Origin of the sequence: Atopobacter sp. AH10, from assembly GCF_003664595.1 — a bacterium.
Taxonomy (GTDB): Bacteria; Bacillota; Bacilli; order Lactobacillales; family Aerococcaceae; genus Atopobacter.
This window is the reverse complement of sequence record NZ_QXPZ01000001.1, coordinates 33062-53207: the sequence shown is the minus strand read 5'-3', so window position 1 is coordinate 53207 and position 20146 is coordinate 33062. Positions and strand designations below refer to the sequence as shown.

The following is a 20146-nucleotide window of genomic DNA, read 5'->3' as shown; positions in this document are numbered from 1 at the left end:
GGGGTGAGCTAGTGAAGAAAATTCAACAGACCTGTCTTTTAGGCTTTTTAGCCCTATTTTTATGGGGGAGCAATTCTATTGTAGCCAAGGAAAAGGTTAGCAACTTTCGGAATGGAAAAGAGAGTATAATTTATGGCGTTAAGTCTCTTCAGCTAGAAAAAGGTCTTCAATCGCATGTCAAAAGGGATCTTAAATCTGGGGGAAAAAGAAGATTTGTAGCAGGTCTTGAGCAAAACCATAAAACTCTTAAATCTGGGGAAAAAAGAAGATTTGTAGCAGGTCTTGAACAAGCCCATGTAACTCGAGTAGTTGATGGGGATACCATTGTCGTTGATCGAGGGCAGGGCCAAGAAAAAGTTCGTCTAATTCTTGTGAATACGCCAGAAACTGTCCATCCTAATAAACCAGTGGAATATTATGGTAAAGAGGCTTCTGATTTTACGAAAGCTCAATTAACGGATAAAGAGATCTATTTGGAAAAAGATGTGTCCGACAGAGATCGTTATGGGCGATTATTGCGCTATGTTTGGCTAGATAGACCTGAAAATAAAGAGGATTTAGAAAAGAAATGTTTTAATGCTATTTTACTCAAAGAGGGTTATGCCCAATTATCTACCTTTCCACCTGATGTGAAATATGAGCATGAGTTTTTGACTTATCAACGACAAGCTCGTGAAGCTGAAAAAGGTTTATGGTCGACTAAAAAAGAAAGCTCAAAGACAGAAGATAGAATTTCTAATGCAGAGGCTGAAGAGGGTTCTGGCTATGGCTTAGCATATGAACAAGCTAATGGGCGAATTATTGCCAATAAACGGTCAATGATTTACCATACAGCAAATGATCAAGGCTATCAGAAAGTTAAAGCTAAAAATGCTGTCTATTTTACTTCAGAGGAGGCAGCGAGACAAGCTGGATTTCGACCAGCTAAACGATAAAAAGCAGAGGGATATTTTCTCATTTTAGCCAAGGGGTTGGTGAATGGGGGAATAATGAGCGGAAAGTAGGCACATCGATGAAACGAATGGAGAAAAAATGGGGACTTGTCATAGCCTTTGCCCTCATCATAAATCTTTTTTTACCAGGAAGAGTATATGGAGAAGGTAACAGTCAGGTCTTGAAGCAAAAAATATATTCCTCCTATTTAGAAAGGTATTGGCCTTATAAAGTCTATCTTCCAGCTTCATATGGGTTAAATAAAAAAGAGCGCTATCCAGTGCTCTTCCTTTTGCATGGTTTATATGGAGATGATAAGAGCCTTTTAAATCAAGTGGCCGCAAAAGAACAGTTGGATCGTTTGTCTGAAGAAATCGGTCAAGATAGTATTGTGGTATTTGTGAACGGCTATGATAGTTTCTACTTAAATCAACCGCTTGGCTATCAAATGGAAACAGCCTTAATGAAGGAACTTTTACCTCAGATTGAAAAAGACTATCGGATTGATCCACGAGTGACCATGCATGGATTAGGTGGTTATTCGATGGGAGGCTATGGATCTGCTCGCTTAGTCTTGCGCTATCCGGATTATTTTCAAAAAGCACTTCTCATTTCGCCAGCAGTTTGGGATGATCAAGCCTCTAAAAGTCAAATTGGGAAAAACTTCCGTGTAATTAGTAGAGATTATCTGAAACTATCGAAGCTTGCTTATGAAAGCTATCTGCCAACTGTTGATATGGATAAAGATCCCTTGCATCGGGCTAGTTTTTATATAGAAAGTGGCGACAAGGATCCAATTATTCCTATTCAAGATGTAGAGGATTATGCGCTGGCTCTAGAAAGAACGGGCTATGATGTGACCTTTTTGCAAGAAGCTGAAGCAAAGCACAATTGGACTTATTGGCGAAAAGCGTTTCCGAGAGCTTTTCGTTGGTTCTTAGAACGAATCAAGGAGGATAAGGATTCGTGTCTAGAAGTTGCCACCAGGACTCCTCTTAAATCAATAAAATAAAGGATCGCCCATTATTAGGAAGGATAGGCCAAGTTGAAATGGATTTTTCATAGCTTTCAAGCTGTAAGCCTTGTTTCCTAGGGGAGTAAGAGAAAATGGATGACTTGCCTTTTGATAAGATGGAAAGTATCCCTGTAGATAGATTTGAAGGGGTACTTTTTTTGAGGAAAAATAAAAATAAACTTGGAAGGGTAAGTGATCAATTCTGGACGGGAATATACGATAAGAAATATCTTACAACTAAGGGAATTAGAATTTTAATGCGACTATCAGCTTTTTTCTATTGCTTGACTGACTTATCTTTACTAAAATGGAATTAAAGGTCTGATATGTTATGTTTCAGTTAATGCAAGTTTTTTATATCGTAGAGAAGCCGTTCTTAAAACGCTGACCTTTAAGCAAGGAAAATAATGAATCTCAGGGGGCAGAATACCGTGTCAACGAGATGGACCAAGATATTGATCTCTCTTTTGTTACTTTTATCTCTAAGTTTTATTATTGGGATTTTTTCAGATCATCTGATTCCCAAACATCGGTCGATCAAAATTGGGGCAAGCTATATGACCATGAACAATGAGTTTTATAAGATTTTAAATGCGGAAATCGAAAAGTTTGCTCAGGAAGAAAATTATAAATTATTAGTTCGTGATCCCGAATTAAATGAAGAAAAGCAAGCCCAGCAAATTGAAAGTTTTATCGAAGAAGGGGTTTCCCTTATTGTTTTAAATCCGGTGAAAAATAAAAGCCAATTAGTAGACAAGGCTTTAAAAAAAGCAGGAAAGGCAAATGTTCCTGTTGTCGTGGTTGATGCTCCTGTTGAAACAAAGGAAAAGATTGCTACTACAGTGATGTCTGATAATTATCAAGCAGGTAGATTGCTTGCTCAGCATTTGTTAAAGACTAGAAAGAATGCCCAAATTCTTATTTTAGAACATAAAGATGCGGCTTCTGGTCGAGATAGAATTCAAGGTTTTGAAGATGGGTTAAAGGGCAAGACTAATTACCGGATAGTTGGGCGTTTGGAAACTTTTGGTCAAACAGAAATAGCGATGCCACAGGTGGAAAAAGCCATAGATGAAGTTAGGCGAGTACGAAGGTTTGCATCGGAAGTGGGGCCAGATAGACCGGATTATCGGCAGATTTCTGATGAGTTCGATATGATCATGTCATTGAATGATCGAGCAGCTATAGGGGCTTTAGCTGCTATTGAAGATCGGAAGGCCAGCGAAAAAATAGGTATTTATGGAGTGGATGGATCACCGGAATTTAAACATTTCTTAGGGGAGAATCCCCATGTGCTTGCTACAGCTGCTCAATCTCCAGTTAAAATGGGAAGACAAACGGCTAAGGTGATGCAAAAAATATTGGATGGAGAAAAAGTAAAAGATTTGTATAAAATACCTGTCCAACTCGTCACTGCCACGAATGTCCAAAAAGTAGGAAAGTTGGAATGGCAATAATTTTGATAGATTCCCTATGCAAAATAATAGAAAGGAGAAGCTATGGTCGATCAAAAAAATGTATTTTATAGTCAGGTTGCCTTAGCTTTGATTAATTTCATAGCCATTTGCTATTATGGAGGCATTTTCTATTTTGGGACACAGTTGGCAGCAGATTTAGGCATGAGTCAGACTTTATTGGAAAATCTAGCTGTAGTACCAATGGATCCTCATGTGGTTTTATCAGGTGCCTTGTTGAGTTATTTTTTCTTATTATATGTCATCTACAGAAGAGAAAATCGTCCCAATGCTTGTTCGGTCTACTCTTTTGAAACCATTTTAGAACTTGTATTAATGTTTGCAAATTTGTATTTCTTGCAATTTTCATATAATGGGGTCATTTTACTGGTCATGATGGATGTTATTTATGGCGCTAAAGAATTTAAAGTGGTTGTGGGTGGGCAAAAGAATTGGGCTATATTCGTACTTTTGAGTCTATTGACCTTTTTCTTAAGCGAGGAAACGTCTATGGTTTCCTTTGTTCGTTTGCCATCTATTGAGGCCTACATTCATATGTATCCTAAAGATTCTCAAGCATTTTTGTCTTTTGGGAGGCAGATGATTTTTTCGATTAATTTAATTGCTTTTATGATATGTTTACTTTTGTATATTCTTTTGTCGGTTAAACAAAGGCACGAAATTGAGCAACAATTACAAATGGCTTCTCAAGCGAATCGCGATTTGGAAAGTTACTTGGCTCTATCGGAAAAAATTGCAGAAGATCGGGAAAGGAAGAGGATAGCTCGAGAAATCCATGATACCTTGGGGCATGCTTTAACGGGTATTTCTGCTGGGATTGATGCGGTGACTGTTTTGATGGATAGAGATGTGGACTTGGCCAAGCAACAATTAGGGAAAATATCAAGAGCTGTTCGAGAGGGGATTCGCGATGTTAGACGCTCCTTAGCCAAGATGCGGCCGGGAGTATTAGAAAATGCTAGTTTAGAAGATGCTTTGAAACAAATATGTGAAGAATACCAAGCTTTATCTTATTTAGACATCCATCTCCTTTATGAGTGGGGGGATGTCGATTTTGATGTGGTGAAAGAGGATGCTCTCTTTAGGGTGATTCAAGAAACCATTACCAATTCAGTGCGTCATGGGCATGGGAAAAATTTGTGGATCCATTGTTATCTAGATAATGATTATCATTTGTTAATGCGTGATGATGGCGTGGGCTGTGACCATTTGAAAGCGGGTTTTGGCTTGAAACAAATGGAAGAACGGGTGATGGCTTTTGGGGGCAAGATTAAATTTTATATGGATAAGGGTTTTGTCACTGATATTTCCCTACCGAAAGACTAAAAGACGCTCATCAATTTTGGGATAGGGATAGTGGAGGATTAATGAATGAAAGTAATAATTGCTGACGACCAAACGCTCGTTAGGGAATCTTTAAGTATTATTTTAGCTGCTCATGAAGATATTGATGTGATTGGGACAGCAAGTAATGGGAAAGAAGTATTGAAGCTTTTATCCAAAAAATTACCCGATGTGATCTTGATGGATATCAGAATGCCAGAAATGGATGGTGTCTTGTGTACAAAAGAGGTGAAAGAACGCTATCCATCGGTAAAAATTATCATTTTAACGACTTTTGATGATGATGAGTATATTTATTCGGCTTTGAAATATGGGGCATCTGGCTATGTTCTTAAAGGGGTTTCAACAGAAGAACTCTATCATGCAATATTGACCGTTAATAAGGGTGGAGCCATGATTAACCCTAATGTTGCTACAAAAGTGGTCAAACTTTTTTCACAAATGGCTCAATCTAACTATACGATCAGCGTGCCGAAAGATATCGTGGATTCTCTCTCTGAAGTGGAATGGAAGTTAATCCAACAGGTTAGCTGTGGCTATACGAACAAGGAAATCGCAAACAACATGTACTTGTCTGAAGGGACGATTCGGAACTATCTTTCTATTGTTTTATCCAAGTTGCATTTACGTGATCGTACCCAATTAGCGATATGGGCGGTTCAAACTGGCGTTAATCTCAGCGACTATCCAAATGTGGAGGAAAAAGAAGGGGAAGTTGGATATGATTAAGTGGAAAGATCGTCTATTCCAATATGTTATAGCTTTTTTTCTCCTCTTTGCCCTTGTATGGCATTTTCCTTTTCAGCAAAGAAAGACAAGGCTTTATTTTGGCGTTATTTCTGGGAATAAATGGAATGTGCCAAATTCTTCGACCCAACAGGTTTTAGACCAAGCGATTAAAAATTTTGAAAAAGATCATCCAAATGTGCAAATTGTTTATGAGTCAGGTATTCAGCAAAAAGATTATGGGGAATGGCTATCCAGGCAGTTGTTACGGGGGAAGTCTCCGGATATTTTTTGGGTTCCTGAAGAAAACTTTACACGTTTAGCGAATCAGGGAGCTTTGAAAGACATCTCTTCCTATTTGAAAAAAGACCAGATCAATGATTACTATCCAGTAGCCATACAGGCGGGTTGCTATAGAGACAAAGTTTATGCTTTACCACTTACAATTAATCCTGTCATGATGTGTGTGAATAAAGACTTGTTAAAAGAGTCCAATATTGATGTCCCGCAGACGAATTGGACGGTTGAAGATTTTTCTAAAATTTGTCAACAAGTGAATGATCTAAAACGAGAACGTTATGCTGTAACAGATTATAACTGGGAGCATGCCTTTATAGCCTATGGAGGTGTTTTAGAAGGCCCTAATGGGATGAAGGTGGATACGAAAGAAATGCATGAGGCGCTCAAGTTGATTAATTTCTTACATAGTTTGACCCCTAGTCAGCATATTAGACCAGAGGATTTTGATGAAGGGAAGGTAGCCTTTTATCCAATGACTTTGGCGCAGTATCGCACCTATCGACCTTATCCTTATCGAGTGACCAAATATTCTAATTTGAATTGGACCTGTATTCCTATGCCAAGTAAAGACAGTAAACATCCAGCCACGCAAATACGAACTTCTTTGTTAGCAGTATCGCCAACTAGTAGGCAAGTCGATTTGGCTTGTGAATTTGCGCTTTACCTTTCGCAAGATCCTAACGTTCAAAAACAGTTAATGATTAAATCTCCAGAGGCCTCTGTTCTCAGGTCTGTGGTCAAAAGTAGAGCCATTCAAGACCAACTCAAAAAAGAGGGAACAGGGCTGGATGTATTAACGACAGAGCGTTTAGATGAGATGCTCTTACATGGAGAGTTAACGGTTGATGACAGATATGATCGACAAAAAATTGAACGCCTAGATTATTTGATTCAAAGAGCCTTAGAGAGTAAGGAAATCAGTAGTGTTTTACCATCTATTCAAAAAGAAATGAATGAAAAGTGGTAAAAAATCTCGGCACTTTGAAAAGTCTTTTAGTGTAGCTAGTAAATATTTGGAGACTATTTGTTTCTTAGGATCTTAAATCCCCTGCCTTATAACCATGTTATTGGTCGGGGAATTCAGGATCTATGAGAGACAAGTCGTCTCCTTTTGGCACTTTGTCAAATTTTTTTGTTGGTAAATTTTGGCACTTTGTCAAATTTTGTTGTTGGTAAATTTTTTAGAGAAAATCACTCTTCTTCGGGGGAGTGGTTTTTTATATTACAGATAGTATTTCCCCTACTTTTCCCTAAACAAGCTCTATGCCTATTAGAGTTAGTCTGGATATAGAGCATTCATTGGAAATAGTAGCAGTGCGTGAGAGATTTACACAGCTACTGACAAGCGATTCATCTTTAGAAAGCATCTCTTCTTCAAGTGTTCGAAATTGCGAAAGCCATAGGCGGTCTTCTTGATGGTTTTTATTTGATTGTTCCACGCCTCTAAATGACCGTTGTTATAAGAGTAACTATAGGCGTTGAGAATGAATTCCTTATACTTATTAAATGTCTTTAAAGGCCTGTTAAAGTGTCTAAGAGCTCCTTCGAGTTTGTAAGAAAATAAATGATCCAACGGATATTTTGACAATCGTTTGAAAATGAAGAGACCTTCTTGATAAATATCATAAGCCTTCTTTAAGGTATCAGAATAGCTTAATAGCTGGTCAACGACTTGAGATTGATTGAGTAAACCTTCAAATAATGAATAATTTTTATATTCACTTTGCTTGAGTTCAAAACGATTTTTGATCAGTAATTTCCAATAACGCTTAATCCTTCTATAGCCTTTCTTATCTTCTGAATTTCCTTTATTTAATTGATTCATTATTTCTATTCTGACTTTAGTAAAGGCTCTTGCCCAATGCTGAATAATATGGAATCTATCTAAGATAATTTTGGCATTGGGGAAAACTTTGCTCACTAAAATCATATAAGGTGAGTAGATGTCCATCGTTACTGTTTTAACTTGTAGCCTGACAGATTCTGGATATTGAAGGAAATAATGTGTAAGAAACTGTAGTTTTCTATCTGGTAATATATCCATTGGTCGATGAGTTTTGGCATCGCTAAAGATAAAACTCATCGCATTAGGTGAACCATTACCTGCGTTGAATTCATCAAAGGACAAATGATGAGGGAGATAAGATTTGTGTTTTCTAGGTGTAGGTAAATCCTTATCTAGCACCCTAACAACCGTTGAAGGTGAAACATTGACTTGTTGAGCAAGGTCTTTCGTGGAAATGTTTTTAGTTAGCTCCATCAAAATTTTACGACGAATATTTTCTGATATATTACAGCCTTTTTTAATGAAGGATAGCTGAGGAAGAGCAGTATGCTGACAACCTTTGCAAAGAATACGTTGTTTAGTCGCACGAAGTGCCGTTTTATAGCCATTGGTTTCTAAAAGACGTATAGTAGAGACACTTGTCCCATGCTTTATCATATTCTCTCCACCACAAGAAGGGCATTTAGTTTCGTTGAAAGGAGCATATCCCTGCAATAAAATTAATTGATGCCCGAACTTGTCTTTTGTAATGGTCTTAAACCCTGTAGACGGAAATTGAATTTCATTTGGGTCTATTCCAAAAAGTTGATTTATTTCTAAAGATTGAGTATTATTGGTGTCACAAGGCATATCTAAATTCCTCCCTTTTAGTGTCGTAACTTAAGTATAGAGGAATTTGGATGTGCCTTTCTATCTATACTTAGTTGTTGGTGAATGTAACAAGCACTGATGAATAAAAGCTCAGTATGACCGAACTGGAGGAAAGAGTCCTTCATCGGGAGCAGCGTAAAAGGAAGTCAAGCGAATTACTTGCTGTGCCGAAAGGCTTACAGCAAGTTTCGATGAGTTTCTTTGCGAGGAACGAGCATTAGAAACTTATGTGCGTAACAAAGTGGAGCTGAGACTGACTAGCTGGGAGACCAAGGCTCCCAGTGGTCCCGCTGCATTTTCCCGGATGAAGGTAACTCTTATCCGAAAGAATCGGTCATTTTTGTGCTTTATATGGCATAGACAGACTACAGTCTGTCTCTTTCACCAACATCAAAAAGTATAGAGCCCTCCTTTTTTAGTGACTGTTGACAGGAAAGAATGATCCTTTTAGGACAAGTATGAAAAGGAATGACTAGTTTTTATTTTGGCACTGCTTTACTAAAATAGGGCGGATGTTGATATAACTGGTATATTCATATTTCCTTAATTTGCCGTTAAAATAGCATTTTATCCTTGTTAAAGTATTATTTATAAAATAATATCTCTAGACAGGAAAAAGTGTTTTCTTCAAAATAATGTTTTAAAAAGTGCATTGACAAGAGTTTTTTGTTTAGTATAATAAGCATTAATTCAATAGTTGACGTAGAGAAGTAGAGTAACTGATGAATACTATCTTAGAGAGTCTTCGTTTGGTGAAAGAAGATATAGTCTTTATGAGTGAAAATGAGCTTTGAGTATCTAAATTGTGCAAGCAATTTGGACGGCAGGTGACCGTTAATGTACCGAGTTTCCATGAATTCATGGGTACTGACAGAGGTCTTGTCTGAGAAGGCAAGATGAAAAAGGGTGGTAACGCGGAAAAACTTCGTCCCTTTACTAATGAATAGTGTCATTGGTAAAGGGAGGAAGTTTTTTGTTTTCTCTTGAATTAAATAATCATATTGCTTTGAAAAGTAGAGTAACTAGGGGATCGCCTTACAGAGAGGCTTGGGTGCTGAGAAAAGCTGGTGGAGAACTTAGTGAAAATGAGCTAGGAGCTTTTGTCTTGTTGACGCAAGGCAAACGGTCGTCCCCGTTATCGGACACAGTCTCCAATAGTTTGGGTACTGGCAGAGGTTTTTCTAGTGATGGAAAGATAAAAAAGGGTGGTAGCACGGAGCGATTCGTCCCTTAATGTAGTGGATTAACATTAAGGGAGGGGTCGGTCTTTTTTTAGAATAAGGGATAAATAGTTTAAAGAATGAAACAAAGGATAAAAGGAAAGGAAGATAGAATATGAACAAACAAATTAAAAAATGGGTATGGACCTTAAGTGCTCTTGCTTTGCTAGGATTAGCTTTCGGGGGAAGTGTAGAGGCAAGTGCTAAAGCATCAAAAGGAAAAGTAGAAGACAAAAAAACAATTACGGTTGGGGTAAATCCATTAAGAGATCAAATATTTGAAGCAGTGAGACCTTATTTTAAAAAGGCTGGTTACCAATTAGATATAAAAGTTGTGGCGGATCCAGCTCAATTAAATGAGGCAACTAATGATGGAAGAATTGATATTAATTTCCAACAACATGAAATTTATTTAAAGCAGTTTAATAAGAATCGTCAGGGAGACTTGGTGGTAGCCGGCGATAAACTGTATAACCAAGCTGTGGGTTTGTTTTCAAAGAAATACCATGATTTGAAAGACATTCCAAATGGGGGAGTCATTACCTTACAGAATGATCCGACTAACCGTGATCGTGGCTTAAAAGTTTTAGTAGATGCAGGCTTGGTTTCTGTTCCAAAAGATAAATTAAAGGGGGATGCGCCACTAACTTTATTGGATATCACGGATAATCCCAAGAATTTGAAGTTCGTAGAAGTTTCAGGGGAAAATTTGGTGAAAAGTCTACAAGATACAGATGGGGCGGTCTTAAATGGTTTCAATATTGCTAAAGCTGGCTTGAAAGCGAAAGATGCTCTTGCTCTATATAAACGGAAAGATAATGAAAAATACGCCATCATTTTAGCGACGAAAAAGGGCAATGAAAAGCAAAAATGGGTGAAAGTTGTAGAAGACTCGCTTAAAACAAAAGAAGCCGTGAAGACAGTCGATAAAATATCTAATGGGGCAGTTACTCCTCTATTTGAAGGCAAAAAGTAAGGAAGAAGGGGGGATTATATGGGGATTAGGGATAGGATCAGTGAAGTGGAAAGTCGTTATCATCAAGAATTTGTGGATGCTCTAGAATATTTAACGGAGCATCCAGAAGTCGGTTTGGATGAGCCTTTAGCCGTTTCGTATTTAACTAACTTGCTTAAAGCACATGATTTTGATCTTCAACGACCTTTTGAGGGACTAGACTCCGCCTTTACTGCAGAATTTCGGACAGGGGAAGGGCCTAAAATTGCTTTTTTAGCGAAATATGATGCTTTGCCTCATTTTGATAAAGATGGGAAAGATGCTCATGGCTGTGGACATAACTGGGTAGCTGCTTGGGCAGTTGGGACAGCCATTTGTTTAAGTCAATTGGCTGACTATTTTAAAGGAACCATTGCAGTCGTAGGATCTCCTGCTGAAAATTTTTATGGCCCAGAAGTGAAATCTTTACGATCGGATTATTATAAGACTTGCGATTTGGTTTGTTCGACCCATCTGGCTGAAGAAACGCTTCTGCATTCTTTTGCCCGTCCGATTACAGCCTTGACTTTAAGGATTGGTGGCTTGGCTAAACAAGCTTTTTCTTGGCCGGAAGAGGGGATTAATTCGGTAGATATTTTAGTGGAAATTCTTTCTCGTTTTAAAGACATCAAGGACAAAGGGCAAGAGGATGACCGGATTAACTATCTTATTTTGAATGATGAGACGAATATAAGTATGCTTCCATCTAGATCCAAATTACGTTTAGCTATTGGTGCTGTGGATCAAGCTAGAACGGATAGTTTAACAGAAGAATTGCTGATTGAAGCTCAAAAAATATGTGATAAATATGGGGTTGATTTTACCTATGAAGTCAATAATCGTTTTGAAGCCTTGCATAATATCACTGATTTACAGGAAGTCATCCAGTCTAGTTTTGAAGACTTTCAGTTAGATTATCAGCTTTTACCTAAAAAGTTGGGTAGAACACAATTGGATAATGCAGCTATTGGGCGTATAACGCCACTACTATATTTTTTCTTTGGAGTTCCTCACTTTAGCTCACACCAACCTAATGTCGGTAGAATAGCAGCTTCTCACTCCAAAGAAGCCAAGGAACAACTGGCTAAGGCCATAAAGATTTTTGCGGATACAAGCATTAAAATATCAGAGGATAAGGCACTTAGACAAAGAATAAGGAAAAAGTTTGAAGCGAAAGATTTTTATCATTATACGGATGTGCACCAGTTTAAACCTTATAAAAGGGAGGAAGGATAGAAGGAAATGTCAGATGCGATTGTATCGATACAGAATTTAAAGAAAAGTTACGGAGATTTAGAGATCCTTTCTGATATCAATCTAGAGATAGAAGCGGGGAAAATTTATGGTCTTATTGGCTTAAGTGGAGCAGGGAAGTCTACCCTATTACGTTGCATTAATGGCTTAACAGATTTTCAAGAAGGTCGGCTGCTTGTTAATGGGCAAGATATGACCCGTTTAAGTGAAAAAGACTTACGCCAGTTAAGAAAAAATATTGGGATGATTTTTCAGAATTTTTCCTTAGTTGATCGTCTGTCCGTCTATGATAATATTGCTTTGCCTTTAAGATTGTGGGGCGTGGAGGCTAATCAAATAAAGGAACGGGTCAATAAGCTGTCCGATTTAGTGGGCATAGGGGATAAGCTCTTTGTTTATCCTAGACAACTATCAGGAGGTCAAAAACAAAGAGTAGGTATAGCACGTGCTTTAGCCTTGGAACCTCAAATTTTGCTGTCGGATGAGGCGACTTCAGCCTTGGATCCCTTGACCACTCAGCAAATATTAAAGCTATTAAGAAAGATCAATCAGGAACTTGGCATCACTATTATCGTGGTGACGCATGAATTAGATGTGGTTAAAACGATCTGCCATAAAACGGTTTTGCTTGAAAAAGGACGTATTTTGCTCAATGGAGAGACCGAGAAGGTATTTTTTGATCAACCGAAAGATTTGCAGACTTTAACTGCTGATCAAAGGCACTATCAAAAGGCAGATAATACTGACTTAATCAGTCTTCATTTTTACGATTATCAAGAGGAAGAAAATTTCTTATCAAAGCTTGCTTTTTCAACAGGGATAAATTATAAGCTTAAAGATTGCAAAATTGAAGAAATAAATGGGAAAATAGTCGGTTTTTATGTGCTAGAAATTCCGAGAGATCAAGTAGTTTTGTTAAAGAATTTTTCCGAAAAAAGAAAGATAGAATGGAGGTTATTGCAGTGAATGTGGAGAGTTTAGAAAAACTCAGTCGAATTGTATGGCCGGCTTTAACCGAAAGTATTTACATGGTAGGGATTACCGTTCTTTCGTCTATTATTATCGGAGCTATTTTAGCGACCCTACTTTATCTAACGGACGCCAAGGGATTGCATCCTAACCTTCTAGTCAATCGCTTTTTAAATATTGCCGTTAATGTGGTGAGATCATTCCCTTTTGTTATCCTTATTGTGGCTTTGATGCCATTAACCAGAAAATTGACAGGGACTGTTATTGGCAGTACGGCAGCTTTAGTGCCCTTGATTATTTCTAGTAGCTCACTAGTTGCAAGAATGATCGAGGCCTCTTTTAGAAATGTTCCTTATGAAACGATTGAGGCGATTAAATCGTTCGGAGCCAGCAATTGGCAAATTATGACACGAGTTGTGTTGAAAGAAGCCGTTCCTTCTATGGTTTCTGGGCTTACAGTAGCTGTGATTGCGATATTAGGATCTAGTGCAGCAGCAGGAGCTGTGGGAGCAGGAGGTTTAGGTGCAGTAGCTATTAATTATGGTTATTCCAGTTTTGACGATACTATCATGTATGGAACGGTATTGATTTTAATCCTTCTAGTTCAGGGGATTCAAGCTGTTGGTAATCAGCTGTTTAAGAAAAGTTTACGATAAGAATGGACTGTATTGGCAAAAGAAAAAATCTAGAAAAGTTGTTTCACTGTATAGATAGCAGGAGAATGGACGGATGCGTAAAGAAAATATCTAGACTTTAGTTTATCTCTACTTTCATCCTGCTATAAATCTTTTACATATCAATTGAAGATAGATCCCCCTTGAGTACTGGCAAAAAAAGACTGAGGGGGATTTTTTATAGGTGATTTGATACGAAAAATAATGGATAAACTTTTGATAAAAGTTTATATTACTCCTGTAAGATACAGGTGATTAGTTCATATGTGAGCTTGAATAAATAAAAAAAGCACAAAAAAGCGAATCGTGTTAAAATTTAATGAATTCTAATTTTAAAAAGCTAGAATATTTTCTCGATAATTATTATAATGAAAGCGCTAGCCCAACTTGATTAAGTAAGAGTCTAGAAGGATGCTGCTAGCCTTTATTTAAGTCTAAGAGAGGCGTCAGTCAGAGTTCAGTTGTAAATGTAGAGGAAATTAAGGGGAGTGAAGTCGTGTATAACAAAAAAAGATTAGCTGGATTGGTTTTATCGTCGATGGTAGTCATGTCTGTTCTCAGTAGCCGAGAGCTACATGCTTCAGAAAAAGGCTTGGTTAAAAATGAAAGCGATAAGCTAATAGAGGAAGTTGTGCTCAAAGAAAAGGTAGAGAAAAATGGAAAAAATGAAGTTATAAAAGAAGATGGGAGCACGACAAATTTAGAGAGAGCTACAGAGCAAGAGGATAAGAAGAATGTTCCAGACTCCCTTTTTTCTAGCAATAATGAAAGGGTTAACAATCAGTCTGAACGCCCGACGGAAGCTGTAGAACGATCAGCTCAAGATGATCAAGAAGAAACAGTTCAAATTAACTACCAATTCGTTGGGACAAAGGGAGAAGATGCTTCGGAGCTTTATCCCTATCTGCCGAGGACCTATGCAGTTAAGAAAGGGGAGAAAGTATCAGCACCTCATCTCTATGAGGGAACGGTTGAGGGAAAAGAGAACTTATGGATTTTTGAGGGCTGGGATAAATCGGAAGAGACAGCTAGTGATTCTCCTGTGACTTTCCAAGGTAAATGGAAGAAATTTCCCAAGTATGTTAAAGATTATTTAGCGGATAAAAGAAAAATAACTTATGATTTTTATTCGATAGATGCAAGCAAAACTTTACCCCAAAAAGTACGGGATCAATTGCCAACAAATCAGAGTGCTATTGGCTTCTATGAAGAGGATCATCGCTATTTTAACTATCATGAAGTAGAGGATGAGGCAGGAATATGGACTTTTACGGGTTGGAAAAAGACTACATATACGCCTAGTCAGGAAGAAATTGAGAAAGATGAGGGGAAAGAATGTGCTCAATATATAAGTTACAAGGGAGGGTGGACCTATAGACCTTATAATCACTTGCCTGTCTTAGAGCTAGATAAGAGAAAGGACATATCTTTAGATGAAAACTTTGATCCTAAGAGTTTAATTGTGACCGCTAAGGATCAAGAAGATGGCACTGATCTTAAGGATAGGGTGGAGATCATAGGCTTAGTTAATAGAGGGAAAATAGGGACATATCAACTAACTTTTCGCCTGAGAGATAGTAAGGGAGCTGTGATTGAAAAGCTAGCGACAATCGCTGTGACAGAGCAGGGGCTAAAATTAGTAGGATCTGCTCCTGATTCGAATCGAACCGCTACTGTAAATCAGCCAAGTAAAGCAATAGACGAGCCTAAAAAAGAGAGAAGTAAGCTGTACAAGAAAAAGGAGTTTCCATCTTTTAAAGCTGAGGGAATGAATAGATCGGAGATTGACAGAAGCTTATCGACTGCTGATCAAGAAGAATATGTTACTGTCCGTTATAAATTTGTAGCACAATTAGGCATTGATCAAGATCACTTACCGCTTAATTACTTGCCTCAGTCTTATCGGGTTAAAAAAGGGACGATTGTCAGACCGCCTAAAATGTATCAAGGCGATGTAAGAGTATGGTCTGAGTATGGACATGTGTATGGTTTTCTATTCCAATTGTGGGATAGAGAATCTGCTGTGGCTGATAGGGATATTGTTTTTGTAGGGCAATGGAGGCACTACCCTGTTAATGTGATTAGACCTTCTCTATATACAAAAGCATATACAGAGTATCGTTTTAAGTCGAGTGATTCTAGTCGTGTCTTACCAGAAGAAATAATGAAGCAAAAGCCTAAGGATGAAATGCTCGATATAGGTGTTATGCCAGACCGTCCCAACACTTTTTTTAAAAAACGCTTGAAAGTGACTGGAGGAACATGGACTTTTGAAGGATGGAAACCATTAATTTCTATGCAAGATAGGTTAGGCTTACTCATTAGAAATCAAGAAGGAAAGAGAGTCGAAGTAGAGGTAGATCTTGAGAACGGTGTCACTTATTTTTATGATGAGGCAACTGAATCATATGAAATAGTGGATAAAGAGGGCAATCGTTATAATCTGAATGACGAGCTTCTTGGAACGATAGATGAAAAGGGGAATCGTTACGATAAGAATGGTACATGGATAAGTAAAGATCTAGTAACCGTCAAACAATTACATGAATACTATGAAAAAAAGATACAGATGATGTACGAAAATCCGGATGTCGGTAACGCTGTTTGCTATGAGGGAGTATGGACCTTTACTCCTGATCAAATGAGTCCCCGAAACGCTAGTCCAATTCTTAAAGTTAAAGATAAAAATATAACCGTTGGAGAAGTTTTTGATCCAAAAGAATTGATTGAAGAGGCATCAGATCAAGAGGATGGAACAAATCTCGTTAAAGATGTCAACGCCTTTGCAGTGATTAATACGGAAAAAGTGGGAAGTTATCAAATTCATTATCGGTTGACGGATAAAGAGGGCGCTAGTGTGTATAAAACAGCAAGCTTATTTGTCAATCCAAAAGCCTCGTCGATCAATAAAGCGCCAAATCTTTTGCTCAAGGATCTTGAAATTAAAGAAGGCGAGTCTATAAATTTAATGGATATGATTGAAAGTGCCAATGATCCAGAAGACGGGGACTTAAAAGAAAAAGTTAAAGTAGTTGATCAGTCTGGCTTAGATACGAATAAAGTGGGAAGTTATATAGTAACCTTTAAGTTGGTAGACAGTAAAGGAGCGAGTGTAAGTAAAACGGCTACTGTAAATGTGAAGGAAAGGGTAAGCTATCACATTACTTATGTTTTCAAGTCTCTAACAAAAGAAAAAGAGTTACCTGATGTCGTGACTAAGTTAAGACCAACAGATGGCAAAGCCAAAGAAGGCGATAAAGTTAGCCCAGTTGAAGACAAATTTAACGATGTTGCTGTTCAAGGTGGCAAGTGGCACTTTAAAGGCTGGACACCATCTAGCGAGCAAACAGTAGCTGATAAGGATCTGACTTTTGTTGGTCAATGGGAATTTATAGCAAATGAACGCAAGGTGATTTATGTCTTTAAATCTGCCACAGCAGGCAAAGAATTGCCAAAAGAAGTGACCGAGCAAAAACCAACAGATGGCAAAGCCAAAGAAGGCGATAAAGTTAGCCCAGTTGAAGACAAATTTAACGATGTTGCTGTTCAAGGTGGCAAGTGGCACTTTAAAGGCTGGACACCATCTAGCGAGCAAACAGTAGCTGATAAGGATCTGACTTTTGTTGGTCAATGGGAATTTATAGCAAATGAACGCAAGGTGATTTATGCCTTTAAATCTGCCACAGCAGGCAAAGAATTGCCAAAAGAAGTGACCGAGCAAAAACCAACAGATGGCAAAGTCAAAGAAGGCGATAAAGTTAGCCCAGTTGAAGACAAATTTAACGATGTTGCTGTTCAAGGTGGCAAGTGGCACTTTAAAGGCTGGACACCATCTAGCGCACAAACAGTAGGCAAAACGGTTCTGACATTTACAGGGGAATGGGAATTTGTAGCGACAGCAAAACCAGATCCAGCACCAAAACCAAACCCAGCACCAAACCCAACTCCAGAGCCAAAACCAGATCCAGCTCCAAAACCAGAGCCTAAGCCAGAACCTAAGCCAGAACCTAAGCCAGAACCTAAGCCAGAACCAAAACCAGATCCAAAGCCAGAACCAAAACCAGAGCCAAAACCAGATCCAGCTCCAAAACCAGATCCAGCTCCAAAACCAGAGCCAGCTCCGAAACCTAACCCAACTCCAGAACCAAAACCAGAGCCAAAACCAGAACCAAAACCAAATCCAAAATCTGAAACACTGAGTTCTCATCATGATGGACATAAATTGCCTCAAACAGGTGATAATCACAGAGTAGCTTCATGGTTAGCTCCGATCTTGATGTCCTTGGGCTTAATAGCGCCATTAGCTAAAAAGGACAAAGAAGACTGATAGAATGAGAATTTTGTAAGAGATCCTGAACGCTGGAAATGTTTAGGGAGATCTGTCGATTTAATAAGTCTTTATCTAGTTAGCAATGATAGCTAGGCAAAAGTTAGAAATACAATATATAAAACTTTGTTAATAGTCGTCAAAAAAAGGACTTAGTTTAATCAAACGAGGTCTTTTTTCGTTAAAGGGAATGTGAGGGACAGTTGATGATGGAAAGACTTTTGAAAATGGAAATTTCATTTGCTTTAAGATGCTGTAAAGTTTAAGGAATAAAGCTGAGCGATAGGAGGGTTCTATGAAAAAAAGATAGGATTCGGACGGTTTATTTTCATAAGAATATGAAAATTTTCATAATGTGACAAATGTCATTTCGAATTTGTGACAATGGGCAATTTTGAAAACGTTCGCAATTATATAAGCTGAAATCATCCAATGAAAGGGGTGACGATATGACACATGTATTGTTAGTAAGTCACGGTAAACTTGCTGAAGGTTTATTGGATACCTTGAGCTTGTTCGCAAAAGATAGTGTTAGTGATGTCTTGGCAATTGGTTTAAGAGATGGTGAAGACGTCAGTTCATTTAGTCAGCGAGCAGAAAAAGAGCTTATTCCTTCTATTCGAGAAGATGAGCGTCTTATCGTCTTGGCGGATATTGTGGGAGGAAGTCCGTTAACAACGGTATCTGATCTTCTAAATCGTGAGGGGTTATTGGATCGGACAATCGTTATTGGTGGGATGAATTTATCGACTGCCTTAACGGTTTTGTTGCAAAAGGATGGCCTAGACCATCAAAGTTTAGTTTCTACAGCCTTGACAGAGGGGAAAGCAGCTTTACAAGAATTAAAGCTTCTTGAATCTGATGAGGATGAGGAAGATTTATAGGGGAGAGGAGGATAAAAGATGAGTGTAACTTTTGTACGGATTGATGACCGGATGATTCATGGGCAAACTGTCACTCGTTGGGCCAAAGAACACCCTTGTGATGGTTTAATTGCAGTGAATGATCAAGCTGCTGGAAATCCTGTTTTAAAAAATGCTTACAAAGCTGCTTCAGATAAAAAAACTTTTGTATGGACGAAAGAACATTTTTACGAAAAAATCGATCAGGTCTTAGCTTCAGAAAAACGCTATTTTCTCATTACTAAAAACCCAATAGACATGAAAGAAATTTTAGTCGATCATGGGTTGAAATTAAATAATATTCAAGAAGTTATAGTCGGACCTGCGAATGATCGTCCTGGTTCAGTGAAATTGGGCAATAATCAATCGATTACACAAGAAGAAGCAAAAGCAATTCAAGCCATTGAAGATGCTGGTTATAAGGTGAAATTCCAATTATTACCAGATGTATCAATTGGCTACTGGGATTCTTTCAAGGGAAAATTTAACCTTTAATTGAGGAGGAAAAATCATGAGTATTTCATGGCTACAGGCCGCTATTTTAGGGCTCTTTGCATGTTTGTCTTCCATGCCAGGTTTAGGTGGTACGAGTATTGGGAACTATACTTTAGGGCGACCACTTGTTGGGGGCTTGGTATGTGGCTTGGTATTAGGTGATCTCAAGTTAGGGATTATTTGTGGTATTGCCATGCAATTAGTGTATATTGCTTTGGTTACACCTGGTGGTACCGTTTCTGCTGATGTTCGAGCTGTTTCTTACATTGGTATTCCTTTAGCAATGGTGGCGATTCGTTCTCAAGGGATTGATATTCATTCTGCGGCCGCAGCCGACTTAGCGAAATCCATGGGGACTTTGGTAGGGACTGTTGGGACAGTTCTCTTCTATGGAACAGCAACGATGAACTTGCTATGGCAACATATTGGTTGGAAAGCCGTTGAAAAAGGCGACTTCCGTAAGATTTACACAGTTGATTTTGGCTTACCTTGGATTTCTCATTTTATTTTTTCATTCTTACCAACTTTAATCATGTGTAAACTTGGTGCAGATGCCGTTACAGCTTTGAAAACAGCTTTACCTTTAGATGGTATTCCAATGAAGACTTTGTTCACAGTTGGTTCTCTTCTTCCTTGTGTGGGGATCGCCATCTTGTTGAAACAAATTGTTGAAAACTTAGCTGACTTTATTCCATTCTTTGTTGGGTTTACATTGGCGGCATCCTTGGGCTTGAACTTAGTGTCTTGTGCAGTTGTATCCCTCATCTTTGCTGTACTCATTTACGAAATCAAACTCGCTCAAACGAATAGTGCAACGGCAGGAGCAGCTCTATCGGATGACGATGACGAGGAGGATATCTAA

The 20146-nt window shown here is 38.3% G+C and carries 16 protein-coding genes and 2 other annotated features; of the genes, 15 read left to right on the top strand and 1 reads right to left on the bottom strand.

Annotated features, from left to right (window positions below):
* The first annotated feature begins 11 nt into the window (after positions 1 to 11).
* From D3H64_RS00215 to D3H64_RS00185, 7 genes are all read left to right on the top strand, one after another.
* On the top strand, positions 12 to 935 hold the full coding sequence (locus D3H64_RS00215) for a thermonuclease family protein (RefSeq protein ID WP_158589173.1): 924 nt from the start codon (positions 12 to 14) through the stop codon (positions 933 to 935).
* Between the two features lie 77 nt (positions 936 to 1012).
* The gene (locus D3H64_RS00210) at positions 1013 to 1945 is read left to right on the top strand and encodes an esterase family protein (protein ID WP_121563655.1); all 933 of its coding nucleotides are present in this window, start codon (positions 1013 to 1015) and stop codon (positions 1943 to 1945) included.
* A 95-nt stretch (positions 1946 to 2040) separates the two neighbouring features.
* Positions 2041 to 2265 (top strand): hypothetical protein, encoded by a 225-nt coding sequence (locus D3H64_RS00205; protein WP_121563653.1) that lies wholly within the window; start codon positions 2041 to 2043, stop codon positions 2263 to 2265.
* 114 nt (positions 2266 to 2379) lie between these two features.
* The gene (locus D3H64_RS00200) at positions 2380 to 3405 is read left to right on the top strand and encodes a substrate-binding domain-containing protein (protein WP_233554849.1); all 1026 of its coding nucleotides are present in this window, start codon (positions 2380 to 2382) and stop codon (positions 3403 to 3405) included.
* A gap of 42 nt (positions 3406 to 3447) precedes the next feature.
* On the top strand, positions 3448 to 4749 hold the full coding sequence (locus tag D3H64_RS00195; RefSeq protein ID WP_121563649.1) for a sensor histidine kinase: 1302 nt from the start codon (positions 3448 to 3450) through the stop codon (positions 4747 to 4749).
* Positions 4750 to 4794: 45 nt separating this feature from the next.
* Positions 4795 to 5496 carry a response regulator transcription factor gene (locus D3H64_RS00190; protein WP_121563647.1) on the top strand — a complete coding sequence of 234 codons (702 nt, stop codon included), beginning with the start codon at positions 4795 to 4797 and terminating at the stop codon, positions 5494 to 5496.
* Complete coding sequence (locus D3H64_RS00185; protein WP_158589172.1) at positions 5489 to 6760, top strand: ABC transporter substrate-binding protein; 1272 nt, start codon at positions 5489 to 5491, stop codon at positions 6758 to 6760. The genes D3H64_RS00190 and D3H64_RS00185 overlap by 8 nt, the downstream gene beginning before the upstream one ends.
* Before the next feature lie 360 nt (positions 6761 to 7120).
* Here the strand turns inward: D3H64_RS00185 and D3H64_RS00180 are convergent, their stop codons facing one another.
* Positions 7121 to 8428, bottom strand: a complete 1308-nt coding sequence (locus D3H64_RS00180; RefSeq protein ID WP_121563643.1) for an ISL3 family transposase — start codon at positions 8426 to 8428, stop codon at positions 7121 to 7123.
* Between the two features lie 715 nt (positions 8429 to 9143).
* Positions 9144 to 9385: a binding site (T-box leader), on the top strand.
* Between the two features lie 61 nt (positions 9386 to 9446).
* Positions 9447 to 9683: a binding site (T-box leader), on the top strand.
* Positions 9684 to 9784: 101 nt separating this feature from the next.
* Here D3H64_RS00180 and D3H64_RS00170 point away from each other — a divergent pair.
* From D3H64_RS00170 to D3H64_RS00135, 8 genes are all read left to right on the top strand, one after another.
* Complete coding sequence (locus tag D3H64_RS00170; RefSeq protein ID WP_121563639.1) at positions 9785 to 10645, top strand: MetQ/NlpA family ABC transporter substrate-binding protein; 861 nt, start codon at positions 9785 to 9787, stop codon at positions 10643 to 10645.
* Between the two features lie 18 nt (positions 10646 to 10663).
* A complete protein-coding gene (locus tag D3H64_RS00165) occupies positions 10664 to 11899 on the top strand; it encodes a M20/M25/M40 family metallo-hydrolase (protein ID WP_121563637.1) in 1236 nt (411 codons plus the stop codon).
* 6 nt (positions 11900 to 11905) lie between these two features.
* Positions 11906 to 12883 carry a methionine ABC transporter ATP-binding protein gene (locus D3H64_RS00160; protein ID WP_121563635.1) on the top strand — a complete coding sequence of 326 codons (978 nt, stop codon included), beginning with the start codon at positions 11906 to 11908 and terminating at the stop codon, positions 12881 to 12883.
* Positions 12865 to 13542 (top strand): methionine ABC transporter permease, encoded by a 678-nt coding sequence (locus D3H64_RS00155; RefSeq protein ID WP_121563627.1) that lies wholly within the window; start codon positions 12865 to 12867, stop codon positions 13540 to 13542. The genes D3H64_RS00160 and D3H64_RS00155 overlap by 19 nt, the downstream gene beginning before the upstream one ends.
* Before the next feature lie 514 nt (positions 13543 to 14056).
* Positions 14057 to 17887, top strand: a complete 3831-nt coding sequence (locus tag D3H64_RS10155; RefSeq protein ID WP_158589171.1) for an SHIRT domain-containing protein — start codon at positions 14057 to 14059, stop codon at positions 17885 to 17887.
* A gap of 449 nt (positions 17888 to 18336) precedes the next feature.
* Positions 18337 to 18771 (top strand): PTS sugar transporter subunit IIA, encoded by a 435-nt coding sequence (locus D3H64_RS00145; protein ID WP_121563625.1) that lies wholly within the window; start codon positions 18337 to 18339, stop codon positions 18769 to 18771.
* Positions 18772 to 18789: 18 nt separating this feature from the next.
* Positions 18790 to 19284, top strand: a complete 495-nt coding sequence (locus tag D3H64_RS00140; protein ID WP_121563623.1) for a PTS sugar transporter subunit IIB — start codon at positions 18790 to 18792, stop codon at positions 19282 to 19284.
* A gap of 16 nt (positions 19285 to 19300) precedes the next feature.
* Positions 19301 to 20146: a PTS sugar transporter subunit IIC gene (locus D3H64_RS00135; RefSeq protein ID WP_121563621.1), complete on the top strand. Its 846-nt coding sequence runs from the start codon at positions 19301 to 19303 to the stop codon at positions 20144 to 20146.

What these genes read in the sequence shown, in the direction of transcription:
- D3H64_RS00210 (WP_121563655.1), top strand. Translation starts at nt 1,013, where the DNA reads ATGAAACGAATGGAGAAAAAATGGGGACTTGTCATAGCCTTTGCCCTC.
- D3H64_RS00205 (WP_121563653.1), top strand. Translation starts at nt 2,041, where the DNA reads ATGGATGACTTGCCTTTTGATAAGATGGAAAGTATCCCTGTAGATAGA.
- D3H64_RS00195 (WP_121563649.1), top strand. Translation starts at nt 3,448, where the DNA reads ATGGTCGATCAAAAAAATGTATTTTATAGTCAGGTTGCCTTAGCTTTG.
- D3H64_RS00190 (WP_121563647.1), top strand. Translation starts at nt 4,795, where the DNA reads ATGAAAGTAATAATTGCTGACGACCAAACGCTCGTTAGGGAATCTTTA.
- D3H64_RS00185 (WP_158589172.1), top strand. Translation starts at nt 5,489, where the DNA reads ATGATTAAGTGGAAAGATCGTCTATTCCAATATGTTATAGCTTTTTTT.
- D3H64_RS00180 (WP_121563643.1), bottom strand. Translation starts at nt 8,428, where the DNA reads ATGCCTTGTGACACCAATAATACTCAATCTTTAGAAATAAATCAACTT.
- D3H64_RS00170 (WP_121563639.1), top strand. Translation starts at nt 9,785, where the DNA reads ATGAACAAACAAATTAAAAAATGGGTATGGACCTTAAGTGCTCTTGCT.
- D3H64_RS00165 (WP_121563637.1), top strand. Translation starts at nt 10,664, where the DNA reads ATGGGGATTAGGGATAGGATCAGTGAAGTGGAAAGTCGTTATCATCAA.
- D3H64_RS00160 (WP_121563635.1), top strand. Translation starts at nt 11,906, where the DNA reads ATGTCAGATGCGATTGTATCGATACAGAATTTAAAGAAAAGTTACGGA.
- D3H64_RS00155 (WP_121563627.1), top strand. Translation starts at nt 12,865, where the DNA reads ATGGAGGTTATTGCAGTGAATGTGGAGAGTTTAGAAAAACTCAGTCGA.
- D3H64_RS00145 (WP_121563625.1), top strand. Translation starts at nt 18,337, where the DNA reads ATGACACATGTATTGTTAGTAAGTCACGGTAAACTTGCTGAAGGTTTA.
- D3H64_RS00140 (WP_121563623.1), top strand. Translation starts at nt 18,790, where the DNA reads ATGAGTGTAACTTTTGTACGGATTGATGACCGGATGATTCATGGGCAA.
- D3H64_RS00135 (WP_121563621.1), top strand. Translation starts at nt 19,301, where the DNA reads ATGAGTATTTCATGGCTACAGGCCGCTATTTTAGGGCTCTTTGCATGT.